Origin of the sequence: Streptomyces sp. NPDC001980 (genome assembly GCF_040296885.1) — a bacterium.
Classification (GTDB): domain Bacteria; phylum Actinomycetota; class Actinomycetes; order Streptomycetales; family Streptomycetaceae; genus Streptomyces.
The window spans coordinates 24,313-37,836 of sequence record NZ_JBEOYD010000041.1; the positions used below are offsets into that span (position 1 = coordinate 24,313).

The window sequence follows — 13,524 nt, forward strand, 5'->3', positions numbered from 1 at the left end:
GCCCCGGGCCTCGGCCGGCCGGGACGACGGCCCACCCGCCGTCCCGGCCGGCCGCCGCTCACTGGCCCGGCGTGAGGATGTACGTGTTCAGGGTGCCCACCGTGGTCAGCGGGGTGGGCGACCCGGTGTCGTAGCGGTCCACGGCCACGTAGTTGGGCTTCTTCCGGGCGGCGGGAGTGCAGAAGTTCTGCGCCCGGTTGAGGATCTTGCCGTTGTCGGTGGCGGCGGTGCCGGCGATGGGATAGTCCCGGAAGTGGTTCATCACGAACAGCGGGTGGAACGCGGACGAGTCCGTGGTCAGCGGTCTGTCCGTGCCCCACCGGCTGTAGCAGGACCAGTCGGAGCCACCCAGGCCGGCACCCATGGACCAGTAGTTCTCCACGGTCCACTCGCGCTGGTACATCACACCGAACGTGTCGCGGGTGGCATACCCGTTGGCGGTGTCGCTCGCCCGGGTCCGGTCGCTGAAGACCAGCAACTGCTTGCCGCGGGCCGCGAGGTCGGCCATGGTGGGCCAGCCCTTGGTGGCGACGCCGTCCTGGTCGGGCCGGTACAGCACGTCGTACAGGCCGTTGACGGAGCCGAGGGAGGACTTCAGCACGTCGGAGGAGGCGTAGTCCTCCAGGAACACGGTGGCGAACTGGCCGGGGTTGGCCTTGAGGAAGTCCACGATGCGCTGGAGGTCGGTGGCGAGCGGGACCGGGTTGCTCACGCCGTCGCAGCTGTTGTGGCACAGCACGGCCTGCCCGGAGACCGTGTAGTCGTCGAGCATGAACCCCCGCACGCCGTCGGACAGTTGCCGGCTGATGCCGTAGTTCTGGTTGGGGAACAGGTTGACCGGGAAGGACGCGAAGTTGCCGTCCGAGCCGTTGGCGAAGGCGTTGTGGGCGGTCAGGAACGTCACCTGGTCGAGGGTGCGGGTGTCCGCGGAGGGCATCGCCGTGGTGGCGTAGGAGACCGGGGTGAGGTACCAGCGGGCGAGGTCGCCCGAGGACCCGACCTGCACGGCGGCGGAGTCGGAGGAAGACCCGGTGAGGTACTGCGAGGTGCCGGGGACGGCGACGGAGTAGGTGCTGTCGGCGCCGGCGGTGATCGTCCAGGTGGTGCCGTCCGCACCGCAGGCGGCGGTGACCGCGGCGGTGCCGCTGCGTCCCAGGCAGGTGCCGGATTCGTCGGCGTTCTGGAGCTGGTAGCCACCGCTGACCGCGACGGCGGTCCACTGCTGGTGGTCTTCGTTGCCCTTGGGGTTGTGCGCGGCGACGGTGCCGCCGCTGTCGGCGGCGTTGAGGCCGGTGACGTAGTTCTGGAGGTAGACCGAGGAGGCGGGGACCGCGGCCGACGCGGTGCCCGGGAGGAACACGGGCGCCGACAGGGCGAGGACAGCGGAACAGCAGAGGACGCGCAGGGGGCGCAGACGCACGGGATATCCCTTCGCCGTGACACGAGTTGCCGATGGTGGCAGTGCCATGACTTACCCGCTGGTAGGTGTGCCGCGCCAGTGCTCTCGCCTGAATTCCGCATCAACCAAAGGAATTTGACGCTCCGTCATCATTTGGCGGTGCTCCGCCCGCGCCCCGCCGGTGCGGCTGGGGGCCGGGCGAGGCGAACGTTCGCCCGCCGCCCGGCGGTACGAAGTCTGCGCGTACCGCCGACCGGCGGGGACTGGACGCGTCGCTCCCCGGCACCGATCGTTGGCGGTATGAACGATCACTGCACGGCCCCCGCCACCTCCGCCATCCCCGCCGAACCCGCTCCCGCCCACGGCCCCGCTCGCGGTGCCGGGTCACCGGCGCCGGGCGATGTCACCGGCGAGGCGGAGGCCGCGACCGGGGTGGTCGCGCACGAGGAGGCCGAGGAGATCCGCCTCTTCCGGGAACGGCTCGGCCTGGCCGGACTGATCGACGTCCACACCCACTTCATGCCCGAGCGGGTCCTGCACAAGGTCTGGAACTACTTCGACACGAACGGCCCGCTGATCGGCGACCTGGATTGGCCCATCACCTACCGGAAGGAGGAGGCGGAACGCACCGCTCTCCTCAGGTCGTTCGGTGTCCGCTCCTTCACCTCGATGCTCTACCCGCACAAGCCCGGCATGGCGATCTGGCTGAACGCGTGGGCCGCCGACTTCGTCGGCCGTACCCCCGACTGCCTGCACACGGCGACCCTCTTTCCCGAGCCCGGCGTCGAGGCGTACGTCCGGGCGGCCGTCGAGGCGGGCGCCCGGGTGTTCAAGGCCCACGTGCAGGTGGGCGCGTACGACCCTGCCGACGAACTCCTCGACGGTGCCTGGGGATTGCTGGCCGACGCCGGCATCCCCGTCGTGATCCACTGCGGCTCCGGTCCCGCCCCCGGCAAGCACACCGGCCCCGGTCCGGTCGCGCGGGTACTGGCCCGGCACCCGAGGCTGCGGCTGATCGTCGCGCACATGGGGATGCCGGAGTACGAGGAGTTCGTCGGCCTCGCCGAGCGGTACGGGGAGGTGCGGCTGGACACCACGATGGCGTTCACGGACTTCACCGAGCGGTTCATGCCGTTCCCGCCCCGGGCCCTGCCCCGGATCGCCGCGCTGGGCGACCGGGTCCTGCTCGGCTCCGACTTCCCCAACATCCCGTACCCCTACGTGCACCAGCTCCACGCCCTGGAGCGGCTGGAGCTCGGCGAGGAGTGGCTGCGGGCGGTGTGCCACGACAATGCGGCACGCCTGTTCGGACTGTGACCGGCACCCGTCCACCGCGTGGCGGAGCGACGGCCCGGCCCGGTCAGGCCGACGGCGCCTTGGGCGCGGCGACGACCACGATGCCCGCCTCCTGCCGCTCGAACAGGCTCACCAGCTCGGTCAGGGCGACCGGCCCGTCGCCGCGCTCGACGTTGTGGTCGATCAGCACCACGGGCTGCTGGAAACCGTCCCGCTCGGCGGGCACGAAGTCGGTGACGGTCTCCCGGCGCACGAGGACGACCCGTTCGTCGTGAATGGGATCGCGGGGGAGCCGGTCGAGGTGCGCGCGCAGCGCGGCCGGACGCGAGGTCAGGTCCTGGGCGAGCACGTCCCGGCGGGCCAGCAGGGACACGGAGAGCCGGTTCCCGGTCCGCTCGTACCGGGCCGAAAGATCCTCCGGCAGCAGGTAGAACACTCCGGCCTCGCCCTCGTGCCCCCGGTTCAGCAGCATGCAGGCCATCCGCTCGGCCGGATCGGCGGATCTCTGGTCGAGATCGAGGATCACTTCCCGGGTGTCCGGGTCGAGGGAGGGGATCTCGCTGATCCACATGCGGGCGGAGCCGTCCATGCCCGGCATTCAAGCACACCGCCGCACCCGGGCTCGCAGGCCCGCTCACGCCCCGACGAACCGCACCGTCTCGGTCACTTCGGCCCGGCCGGTGCGGACCCGTGGCGCGCCGTCCTCCTCGAAGCCCACTGCGAGACCGCACAGCAGCACGAGCTGGTCACCGGCGCCGACCAGCCGGCTGACGGTCCGGCGGTACATCGTCCACATCACCTGGGGGCAGCTGTGCAGGCCTTCGGCCCTCAGCAGCAGCATGACCGTCTGGAGATACATCCCGGCGTCCGCCCACTGTCCGGGGCCCATCGTCCGGTCGAGGTAGCAGAACAGCACGAGGGGCGCCCCGAACGCCTGCGTGTTCAACGCGGCGATCTTCACGGGCCGTTGCGGGTCCTCGCGCTCGATGCCCAGCGCCGCGTACCGCTGGGCGGCCGCCTCGGCGAAACGCTCCGGATACGGCGCGGTCAGCTCAGCCGGGTACATCGGGTACTCGCGCTCGTCGCCCGGGTCGCCCGCCAGGGCCCTGGCGGTGGCCTGCCGCTTCAGCTCGGCCAGCGGCTCACCGGACACCACGTACGCGTGCCAGGGCTGGAGGTTTCCACTCGACGGCGCCCGCGAGGCCGCGGCCAGCACCCGCGTCAGCACTTCCCGGGGCACCGGCCGCTCGCTGAACGCCCGTACGGCCCGGCGGCTGTCCACTGCCTCGTACACATCCACGTCGACTCTGCCTTTCGGGAACGTCGCAACGGGCTGACGTCGCAACGGGCTGACGTCGCAACGGGCTGGAAACTAGGGGAGTTCGACGCCGATGACGTTGCGCAGCATCCCGCGCAGGTGGTCCGGCATGTCGATGGTGTCCGGGCTGAGCAGCCATTGGACCTGCAGGCCGTCGAGGTATGCGACCAGATCCGCCGCCAGGTGCGAGGCGTCCACATGGGGGCGCAGCAGCCCGCGCCGTGCCAGGTCGTCGACGGCCGACTGCATCTCGCGCCGGGTGCGTTCGTAGCGTGCGGTGAAGTACGGGCGCGCCGGGTGGTCCGCAGCGGTGGCCTCGCTGGACAGCACCGCGAACAGGCTCACGATGAGGGGGTTGGCCTGGTTGTGTGCGACGAGTCTGATCATCGCGGCGAAGTAGGCGAGGCCGTCCTGGCTGAGCGCACCCGATTCGAGGAAGTGCTCGCCGTCCTGACGGTCGCGTGTCTCCAGGACCGCCTCCAGGAGCGACTCCTTGGTCGGGAAGTGGTGCAGCAGGCCCGCGCGTGAGACACCGCAGGCGGCGGCGAGCTGCACCATGCTCGCGTTGCGGTAGCCGACCTGCCCGAACGCGGTGAACGCGGCCTCGATGATCTGGGCGCGCCGGCGTTCCCCCTTGGGGTAGTTCCGCGGGGCCGTCCCCGGCCGTGCCGTTTCCCTTGCCATGAACGAGATGCTAACGACCCCTAGAAACCATCACCCCTGTCGGTATTCTGTTTCCCGGCCGTCCGCCACGAGAGGAGTTCCCCTTGTCGACACCACAGTTGTCGGTTCAGCTCTACTCCGTACGCCAGGCTCTGGAGGCCGACGAAGACGCCGCCCTGGGCCGTCTGGCCGCCCTGGGCCTGACCAACGTCGAGGCCTTCGGCTTCGTGCACCGCGCGGACGAACTCGCCGACGCGCTCGCCCGGCACGGCCTGTCCGCACGGACCGGACACGCCGGCTTCCTGTCGCCCGACGGCGCGTCGGGGACCGACCTCGACGACACGTTCCGGGCCGCCCGGCGACTGGGCGTGGACATCCTCTTCGACCCGTTCGTGCCCGCCTCCCGGTGGGCCGACGAGAAGGAGATCGCCCGTACCGCCGGCCTCCTGAACGAGGCCGCCGAGCGTGCCGCCGGGCACGGACTCAGGGTCGGTTACCACAACCACTCCCAGGAGTTCGTGCACACCGTCGCCGGCGTCAGCGCCTTCGAGCACTTCGCAGACCTGCTGAACCCGGAAGTCGCCCTGGAGATCGACCTGTTCTGGGCCGCGGCCGGCGGCAACGACGTCGTCGCCCTCCTCGACCGGCTGGGCTCCCGGGTGCGCGCCCTGCATGTGAAGGACGGACCCGTCATCGACGACCCGTTCACCTCGGGCGCCCCCTTCGACCCCGCCGGCACCGGCCAGGTCGCTGCGGGCCGCGGGCAGATCCCGCTGGCCGCCTCGCTGGCCGCGGCCGCGCACGCCGAGTACGCCGTCATCGAGTTCGACCACTACGACGGCGACGTCTTCGAGGGCATCGCGACAGGCATCTCCTACCTGAAGGGGAAGGGCATCGCCTGATGACGGCACACCACCCGGTCGGCGTCGGCATCATCGGCGCCGGCAACATCAGCGACCAGTACCTGACCAGCCTCACCGGCTTCCCCGACCTGCACGTGGCCGTCGTGGGCGACCTCGACACCGCGCGCGCCGAGGCCCAGGCCCGTAAATACGGCATCCAGGAGTGGGGAACGGCCGCGGACGTCCTCGCCCACCCGGACACCGAGATCATCGTCAACCTGACCGTTCCCGCCGTGCACGCCGAGGTCAGTTCGGCGGTCCTCGCGGCGGGCAGGCACGTCTGGTCCGAGAAGCCCGTCGCCCTGGACCGCGCCGACGCACGAGCCCTGCTCGACCAGGCCGCCGCGGCCGGCCTGCGGGTCGGAGTCGCCCCCGACACGATCCTCGGCCCCGGCCTCCAGACCGCCCTGCGCGCGATCGCCCACGGCGACATCGGCACCCCGCTGTCCGCGCAGACCGTCATGCAGTACGCGGGACCCGACCTGTGGCACCCGAACCCGGAGTTCCTGTTCGCCAGGGGCGCCGGCCCGCTCTTCGACATGGGCCCCTACTACCTCACGGCCCTGGTCTGCCTGTTCGGATCGGTCTCCCGGGTCGCCGCGCTCGGTTCGACCGCCCGCACGGTCCGTACGGTACGCAGCGGGGAACGTGCGGGCACCGAGTTCACCGTCGCCGTACCCACCCATGTCTCCGCGCTCACGCAGTTCGAGAGCGGCGGCGTCGGCCAGAGCGTCTTCAGCTTCGACTCCCCGCTCACCCGCACCGGGTTCGTCGAGATCACCGGCACCGAGGGCACCCTGGTCCTGCCCGACCCCAACACCTTCGCCGGCGAGGTCAGGATCACGCGGGTGCCGCAACGGGGCCGGGAGGCGGAGTGGGAGACCGTCCCGCCCGTCGGCGTCGAGGGCGGCCGCGGCCTGGGAGTCCTGGACATGGCCCGGGCCGTCCGCGGCGGGGGACCGCACATCGCCAGTGGAGACCTCGGCTACCACGTCCTGGACACCATGATGTGCATCGACGAGGCCGTCACCTCCGGCGAGACCGTCCGCGTCGGCAGCACTGCGCCCGCGATACCGCTCGTCCCCGAGGACCGCGACCCCTACAGAGCCTCCCTGTGACCGGGCCCCGGTGCGCCGGATCCCCGGGCGCCCCTCCCGCGCGGACCGGTCCGCGTCTGCGGCGGGGCGTGCGGGGTGCCGGCCGGATCCGGCGCGCTGGGGCGCTCGCTGTCGGTGCTCAACTGCTCGTTCTTCACAGGTAATTGACGGGTGGTCGAGCGGCTGCTTCACTGAGGCGGTGGCTGAGCCACTAGACCAATAAGTCGCTGAACCAGTGGACCGCTAGACCAGCGAGCCGCTGAACCACTGACCGAAGCCTGGGAGATCCTCCGTGGCCGTCGAGAGCATTCCGCGCCGAACCGTGGTCGACCTGCTGGAAGCACGGCTGCGTGCGGACATCCTGAGCGGCACGCACGGCCCCGGGTCCCTGCTGCCCCCCGAGCGGGAGCTGGCCGCCGGGTACGGGGTCACGCGTACGACGTTGAAGCACGCGCTGATGCGGTTGGAGCAGGCGGGACTGCTGAGCACCCGGCACGGCATCGGCACGCGCATCCTGGACTATCTGCGGGTCGGTGGCGCCGACCTGCTTCCGATGCTGGCCGCACAGGACCCCACGTGGCTGCGAGAGGTCTTCGAGGTGCGGCGGCACATCGGCACCCTGATCGTCGGCCGCGCGGCCGACCGGCGCACGGAACGGCAGGCCCGGCGGCTGGAGCACCTGCTGCGTCAGGTCGCGGACGCCCCGGACGCCGACGCCGTCCAGCTCGCCGACGTGGAAGTGCATCGCGAACTGGCGCGGGCCACGGGCAACCGGGTCTATCTGCTTCTCACGAACACGCTGTTCAACGCCTATCTCCCGGTACGGGCCGCGCTGCGGGCGCCGTTCGAGGACGCGGCGCGGGCGGCGGACCGCCTCGCGCCGGTGGTGCGGGCCGTGGTCGGCCGGGATGCCGAGGAGGCGCGGCGCGCGGCGGAGGCGTATCTGGCCGGCACCGAGAAGATCATGCTCGGTTCGCTGAGCAGTCCTCGCGGACGGCCGCCCGCCGACGGCCCCCGGTAGCCGCGCTTCCCGGCCGCGAGTGCGGGCACACCGGCTCCCGTCGCGGCGAGGCGTGTGCGACGAACCGGGCCGGCCTCGGCGTGGCCCCGATCCTTCATGCGCGGATGCCCGTTCATCCCACGCACCTCTTTATGTCATGTCCCGGACAAGTGCGAGCCGGTCCGGGGCCATCACCCCCATGACGGCCGCCCGTTCACTGTGGGCGCGGCGGCGACCGACAACACAAGGAGCATGGTGAGCAGATCAAGCAAGAGACGCGGCGTCCTCATCGGCGTGATGCTGACCGCGGTCATCGGCGGCGCCGTCCAGCCGGCGATCGCAGCGCCGGTGCGGGACGCGGGGGACCAGGCCACCCCGTTCCGGAAGTCTCCGGTACGGTCGACCGAGCAGGAGATCGCGCGGGCGCTGTCCGCCTCGCTGCGCGACCCGCAGTGGCGCGAACAGGTCCGTGCGGCCGCCCTCGGCACCGAGGACGTGGACCTTCAGGCGCTGACCGGCAGGACCGCCACTCCGGAGGGCAGGAACCTGTTCGCCTCCGTCTCGGCCGCGGACCGTCGCATCGCGGGTCTGAAGGGCCTGCCCGCGTCGACCGGGTCGCTGCTGCGCGTCCGGCTGGGCGCGCCGTCCATGCGGTCGCACCTGAACGCCGAAGCCACTCCCTGGATCGCCGTCGCCGCGGCCGACGACGACGCCAGGACCATCACGGCGTACGACAGCCGGGGCCACGCCCACGCCGTCGACACCGCGCGCGTCCCCGACCGCCCGCTGTACATCCTGGACATCGACGTCACCAAGGCCCACCGGGCCGGCCTGCAGGTGCTGCAGAAGGCCTTCGCCGACAAGGGCCTGACCTCCCTCCCGTCGAAGGCGGCGAACAGCGCCGACGCCGCGAGCGCGGCGGGCTGGTGGGCGACCAAGGTCACGGCCGTCGAGGTGAACGACGACCAGGAGCCCTGGTTCAAGGGCGCCGCCGAGATGTTCTCGCTGGTGACCGGCTTCGGCCAGGACGGCACGGCGCGCGTCGACTCGGTGGACATGCCCTACCTGGACTACGACGGCACCGTCTACTACCCGAACCAGATCCTGGTCAACTGGTCCAACTACAAGTACAACCTGGCCGACGTCGTCATGATGGAGGACGACGACGGCACCAACTACCGTGCGCTGGCGGAGGCGATCACCACGGCGCTGCTCACCGTGACCGACCAGGGCACCTACATCCCGTTGGTGAACGCGGTCCTGAGCGCGATCCCCGACAGCTGGTTCACCGACGACCCCGACTACGTGGAGTCCTGGTACACCCTCGCCCAGAACTCCTCGGGCCGGCTGAACGGCGCCTCGGGCAACGGCTGGATGACCGTCGAGCCCTACTTCGTCGAGGAGTTCTAGACCTCGCACCCAGGCGCGGACCGGCCACCGCACGTCGACGAACGCACCGGCCCGGCCCCTCCGATGACGACCGCCCGCCTGTTGACGGGCGGTCGTTGGTCGCGTCGCACGCGGCGCGTCCTCAGGAGCTCCGTGCGACCGTCATGGTGTCCCAGAACGAGCACCGGTGTTCGGCGGAGACCTGGTCGTCGTCGATCAGGACACTCCGGCCTCCCGCCCGCAGCGACAGCGTCAACCCCTTGCCGCCGTGGTAGGCGGGCCAGGCGGACTGCCCGGCGACGTGCGGCCGGCCGGTCTTCGCGAAGGCGCCCCAGTACTGCGTCATCTCCCGGGCCAGCCGGCGCTCGTCGGCGTTGAACAGCGGGGCGATCGGCGTGCCGTTGTCGAAGCTGGGCCAGACGTAGGCGAGTTCCGCGGCGTGCCCGGCTCCCCAGACGTAACCGGGTATCTGCGTCAGGCCGGGCCCGGTCCGGTGGTCGAACTCGTAGGAGTAGGTGGGGGTGTAGCGCTCGAAGGCCCGCACGAGTGAGCGTTGCCCGCACCCGCCGATCCCGCCGATCATCCCCGAGTCGGTCATGATCGCGCCGACGAGGTACGCCGCGCTGTACGCGTCGGACGTCCCGGGCCAGGGGTAGTGGGCGAGGACCTCGTCGGCGCGGTCCCCGGCGAGGCCCTGGACGAAGGCGAGGTAGGCCTCCTTGCCCGCCCCTAGGTAGCCCTGGGCGAAGGTGCGGCCCTCGTCACGGTTGGCGCCGACGACCACCGGCACGCGGGCGAACCGCCCCCTGTCCACGGCCTCGCGTACGTTGACCGGAAACGTCGGCGTCCCGTCCACGAAGGCGGCCGAGAAGGTCCGGCTCGCGTCGAGGAGCGAACCCACCGAGGCCGACCGCAGACAGCCGAGGACGGCCGCGTGGTCGGAGCCGTCGCAGCCCGCCTGCCGGGCGAACGCCGTACCGGCGGTCTCGGCCTGAGCCCGCGGCTCGCTGGGGCAGGAACCGCTCTGGATCATGGCGCGGGCGAACAGACCGCGCGAGCCGGGCGACACCAGATGCCCGCAGACGGACCAGCCGCCCGCGGACTCGCCGTCGATGGTGACCGCGGCGGGATTCCCGCCGAAGGCCGCGATATTGCGCTGCACCCAGCGCAGCGCGGCCTGCTGGTCCATGAAGCCGTAGTTGCCGGACTCGCCGCCCTCCTTGGTGAGGGCGGGCAGCCCGAGGAAGCCGAAGACGCCGAGCCGGTAGTTGAGCGAGACGCCGATGACACCCGTCTCCCGTACGAGCTTCGACTCGTCGTTCTGTGCGCCGCTGCCGTTGGTCAGCCCACCGCCGTGGATGAACACGTGCACCGGAAGACGGGCGCCGGCCCGCACTCCCGCCGGCCGCCACACGTTGACGTCGAGACAGTCCTCGGTCTCGCTGCGCGGGCCGTTGCCGCTGGGCAGTACCGGGCAGGGGTTGCCGAAGGCGGTGGCCTCCCGAACGCCGGTCCAGCGCGCCGCGGGCCGCGGCGGCTTCCAGCGCAGGGAACCGGTGGGGGCCGCCGCGTAGGGAATGCCGACGAACCGCTCGACGCCTTGGGAGACGGCGCCGCGCACGGCGCCCTTGTCGGTGGATACCACGGTCCGCGCACTCGCGGACGCTGCCGCGTACGCCGTCGCGGGCAGCAGCCCGACGGCGGTCATGGACAGGATCAGCGCGCCGCCCAGGGCAGTACGGATTCTGCTGGCAGTCATGGGGGGCCTCTCTGGCGGGATGCCGGCCGCGGCGGAGCGGCCGGCACGCGTGGTGGTGCGGGGGAGGAACCGGGTGGTCAGCGGGTGACGCCGACGCTGCCGTGGAGGGGGAGCGTCCGCGACGAGGAGCCGACCCACACGTCCCGCTTCCCGGTGCCGAGCACCCAGGCGTGGGAGGACGTGTTCCAGTACGTCAGCTGCTGGGCGTCGACCCGGATGCGTACGGTCTTCGACTGACCCGCGCGCAGACGCACCTTCTGGTAGCCGCCGAGCGAGCGCACCGCCTGCGGCGCGGTGGTCCCCGGGCTCGCGCCGACGTAGACCTGGGCGACCTCGGCACCGGCGCGGGTGCCGGTGTTCTTCAGGGTGAACGAGACGGTCAACGCGCCGTGACTCTGCCGTACCGCGAGGTCGCGGTAGGCGAAGGAGGTGTACGACAGTCCGTAGCCGAAGGGGAAGAGCGGGGCGGCCCGCTCCTCGTCGTACCAGCGGTAGCCCACGTAGACGCCCTCGGAGTAGTTCTCCTGGTTGCCCACTCCCGGGTACCTGAGCGGGTCGCCGGCCACCGGTGTGGCGGACTCGCTCGCGGGGAACGTCTGGGTGAGCTTGCCCGAGGGGTTCACGTCGCCGTAGAGCAGTCCGGCGGTGGCCTCGGCCCCGTTCTCCCCGGGGTAGTACATGTCGAGCACCGCCTTGACCTTGGACAGCCACGGCATGGTGATCGACGATCCGGTGTTGAGGACGACGATCGTGTTCGGGTTGGCATCGGCGACGGTGGAGATGAGCCCGTCCTGGTCGGCCGGCAGGGAGAGGTTCTTCCGGTCGAAGCCCTCGGTGCCGTCGTCGTAGGCGAAGACCACGGGGGTCGTCACCTGGCGGGCCAGAGCCACCGCCTGCTCGCGCGCGGCCTGCGCGGCCTGCGGGGTGACCCAGTTCAGCCGGACCTTCGTCGGTCCGCCCTGGATCGCGAGGGCGCCGGCCGCGAGACTGTGCGTGCCCGCCGTGAGGTGCACCGTGGCACTGCTGGAGCCCAGGAAGCCGGTGATGACGCTGTTCCCGTCGATCTTCAGCAGGCCGTAGGCGGCGGGGAGGTCGAAGACGAAGGAGTAGTCGCCGTCGGTGGGCACGGTGAGGGTGCCGCTGTAGTCGAAGGAGGCGTCCGGTGTGACGGGGATCGTGCCGTCCGCGTCGACCGGCAGGGCGGGGCTGAGGGCGGAGGCGGGGATGGGGACGCCGGTGTTGTCGCCGCCGGCCGCGTAGCGCACCGTGGTGTGCGGGCCGGCTCGCTCGGTGATGGTGTCCAGCGGCGAGGCCGCGGAGTCCGGTACGACGTTGGAGCTGCCGCCGCCGGTGACCTTCGGTGTCCTCGCGGTCGGGCCGATGAGTCCGATGCTGGTGTCCTTGCCGGTCAGTGGAAGCGCTGCGCCGGTGTTCTTCAGCAGGACCGCGCCGGATTCGGCCACCTTCTGCGCGACTACCGCGCCGCCTTTCGGATCGCGTGCGGGTCGCCGGGCCGCCGCACCGTCGAGGAGACCGAATTTCGACATCTGCTGCAGAATGCGCGCGACCGAATCATTCAGTTCCGAGACCGGAATGGTGCCGTTGGTTATCGCGGTCTTCAGTTCCTCGCCCAGGTAGACACCGCTCGGCATCTCCTGGTCGAGGCCGTTCACGATGTCGGTCGTCGCGTGGGACGCGCCCCAGTCCGACATGACCCAGCCCGTGAAGCCCCACTGCTCCTTGAGGATCGAGTCCAGCAGCTCGTCGCTGCCGCAGCCGTGGCTGCCGTTCACCGAGTTGTACGAGCACATCACCGCCCCGGCGCCGGCCTTGACGGCGGCCTCGAAGGCGGGCAGCTCGATCTGACGCAGGGTCTGCTCGTCGACGTTGACATTCACCCCCATGCGGTTGTCTTCCTGGTTGTTCTCCGCGTAGTGCTTGACGGTGGCGATCAGCCCCTGGCTCTGGACGCCCTCGACCTCGCCGGCCACCATGCGGGAACTGAGCAGCGGATCCTCGCTGAAGGTCTCGAAGTTCCGCCCCGCGTACGGCACTCGGATGATGTTCGTCATGGGCGCGAGCAGGACGTCCTGGCCGAGCGAACGGCCGTCGTGTCCGACGGTCCGGCCGAACTCACGGGCCAACTGGTCGTCGAAGGACGAGGCCAGGGCGACCGGTGCCGGCATCGCGGTGGCGTGCTCGTTGACCCGGACGCCCGCCGGGCCGTCGGTGAGCCGCAGTTCGGGGATGCCGAGGCGGGGCACTCCCGGGATGTATCCGGCCTGCCCGAGCGCCCGCGGATCGGTGCCGCCGTGGACGAAGGACACCTTCTCGTCCAGCGTCATCCGGGCGATGAGGGCGGCGACGCGGGGGGACACCTTGACGGTCACGCCGGCGCTGCCCGCGCCCGAGGCGCCGGGAGCCACGGCCGCGCTCCCGGCCAGGAGCGCCGCGCTCACTCCCGCGATCAGCGCCGTACGGCGTAAACGGCTGCCGCGGCGTCGTACCGATCTCCGATCGAGCTCCATGCGGACTCCTCACCACTGAAGTGCTCGACGATTTATGTCTCCGCTGGACAGAATTCGAGTCAAAGCAGGTGGCTCTATAAAAGATCGAACGTTCAAGGAGGTTAAATTCGCACATTCGATGCGTCAACCCTCTGGAATTCCGTTCTTGCCGGACATAAATTGACGCCCTCACG

At 71.0% G+C, this 13,524-nt stretch carries 11 protein-coding genes; 5 read left to right on the top strand and 6 right to left on the bottom strand.

The window, feature by feature from the left end; genetic code table 11:
* Positions 1–58: 58 nt before the first annotated feature.
* Positions 59–1,468 carry a phosphoinositide-specific phospholipase C-related protein gene (locus ABT137_RS40755; RefSeq protein WP_502984655.1) on the bottom strand — a complete coding sequence of 470 codons (1,410 nt, stop codon included), beginning with the start codon at positions 1,466–1,468 and terminating at the stop codon, positions 59–61.
* A 231-nt stretch (positions 1,469–1,699) separates the two neighbouring features.
* Between ABT137_RS40755 and ABT137_RS40760 the strand changes: the two genes are divergently transcribed.
* On the top strand, positions 1,700–2,716 hold the full coding sequence (locus ABT137_RS40760; RefSeq protein ID WP_351716963.1) for an amidohydrolase family protein: 1,017 nt from the start codon (positions 1,700–1,702) through the stop codon (positions 2,714–2,716).
* Positions 2,717–2,759: 43 nt separating this feature from the next.
* On the opposite strand, the gene ABT137_RS40765 is transcribed toward ABT137_RS40760, so the two are convergent.
* From ABT137_RS40765 to ABT137_RS40775, 3 genes are all read right to left on the bottom strand, one after another.
* On the bottom strand, positions 2,760–3,284 hold the full coding sequence (locus tag ABT137_RS40765) for a hypothetical protein (RefSeq protein WP_351716964.1): 525 nt from the start codon (positions 3,282–3,284) through the stop codon (positions 2,760–2,762).
* 45 nt (positions 3,285–3,329) lie between these two features.
* Complete coding sequence (locus ABT137_RS40770) at positions 3,330–3,995, bottom strand: nitroreductase (RefSeq protein WP_351716966.1); 666 nt, start codon at positions 3,993–3,995, stop codon at positions 3,330–3,332.
* A 72-nt stretch (positions 3,996–4,067) separates the two neighbouring features.
* Entirely contained in the window at positions 4,068–4,697 is a 630-nt protein-coding gene (locus ABT137_RS40775) for a TetR/AcrR family transcriptional regulator (RefSeq protein ID WP_351716968.1), read from the bottom strand.
* Positions 4,698–4,780: 83 nt separating this feature from the next.
* On the opposite strand from ABT137_RS40775, the gene ABT137_RS40780 reads away from it, so the two are divergent.
* The 4 genes from ABT137_RS40780 (at position 4,781) to ABT137_RS40795 (ending at position 9,085) form a co-directional block, all read left to right on the top strand.
* Complete coding sequence (locus ABT137_RS40780; RefSeq protein WP_351716969.1) at positions 4,781–5,578, top strand: sugar phosphate isomerase/epimerase family protein; 798 nt, start codon at positions 4,781–4,783, stop codon at positions 5,576–5,578.
* Positions 5,578–6,696: a Gfo/Idh/MocA family protein gene (locus tag ABT137_RS40785; protein ID WP_351716971.1), complete on the top strand. Its 1,119-nt coding sequence runs from the start codon at positions 5,578–5,580 to the stop codon at positions 6,694–6,696. Before ABT137_RS40780 ends, ABT137_RS40785 begins: the two co-directional genes overlap by 1 nt.
* A 271-nt stretch (positions 6,697–6,967) precedes the next feature.
* Positions 6,968–7,696, top strand: a complete 729-nt coding sequence (locus tag ABT137_RS40790; protein ID WP_351716973.1) for a FadR/GntR family transcriptional regulator — start codon at positions 6,968–6,970, stop codon at positions 7,694–7,696.
* Between the two features lie 231 nt (positions 7,697–7,927).
* A complete protein-coding gene (locus ABT137_RS40795) occupies positions 7,928–9,085 on the top strand; it encodes a DUF3103 family protein (protein WP_351716975.1) in 1,158 nt (385 codons plus the stop codon).
* 121 nt (positions 9,086–9,206) lie between these two features.
* Here the strand turns inward: ABT137_RS40795 and ABT137_RS40800 are convergent, their stop codons facing one another.
* Complete coding sequence (locus ABT137_RS40800; protein ID WP_351716977.1) at positions 9,207–10,823, bottom strand: carboxylesterase/lipase family protein; 1,617 nt, start codon at positions 10,821–10,823, stop codon at positions 9,207–9,209.
* A gap of 77 nt (positions 10,824–10,900) precedes the next feature.
* Positions 10,901–13,351, bottom strand: a complete 2,451-nt coding sequence (locus ABT137_RS40805; RefSeq protein ID WP_351716979.1) for a glycoside hydrolase family 3 C-terminal domain-containing protein — start codon at positions 13,349–13,351, stop codon at positions 10,901–10,903.
* Positions 13,352–13,524 lie beyond the last annotated feature (173 nt).

Bases quoted from the DNA above. Each gene is read 5' to 3' on its own strand.
- ABT137_RS40755 (WP_502984655.1), bottom strand. From the start codon at position 1,468: ATGGCACTGCCACCATCGGCAACTCGTGTCACGGCGAAGGGATATCCC.
- ABT137_RS40765 (WP_351716964.1), bottom strand. From the start codon at position 3,284: ATGGACGGCTCCGCCCGCATGTGGATCAGCGAGATCCCCTCCCTCGAC.
- ABT137_RS40775 (WP_351716968.1), bottom strand. From the start codon at position 4,697: ATGGCAAGGGAAACGGCACGGCCGGGGACGGCCCCGCGGAACTACCCC.
- ABT137_RS40800 (WP_351716977.1), bottom strand. From the start codon at position 10,823: ATGACTGCCAGCAGAATCCGTACTGCCCTGGGCGGCGCGCTGATCCTG.
- ABT137_RS40760 (WP_351716963.1), top strand. From the start codon at position 1,700: ATGAACGATCACTGCACGGCCCCCGCCACCTCCGCCATCCCCGCCGAA.
- ABT137_RS40805 (WP_351716979.1), bottom strand. From the start codon at position 13,351: ATGGAGCTCGATCGGAGATCGGTACGACGCCGCGGCAGCCGTTTACGC.
- ABT137_RS40795 (WP_351716975.1), top strand. From the start codon at position 7,928: ATGGTGAGCAGATCAAGCAAGAGACGCGGCGTCCTCATCGGCGTGATG.
- ABT137_RS40785 (WP_351716971.1), top strand. From the start codon at position 5,578: ATGACGGCACACCACCCGGTCGGCGTCGGCATCATCGGCGCCGGCAAC.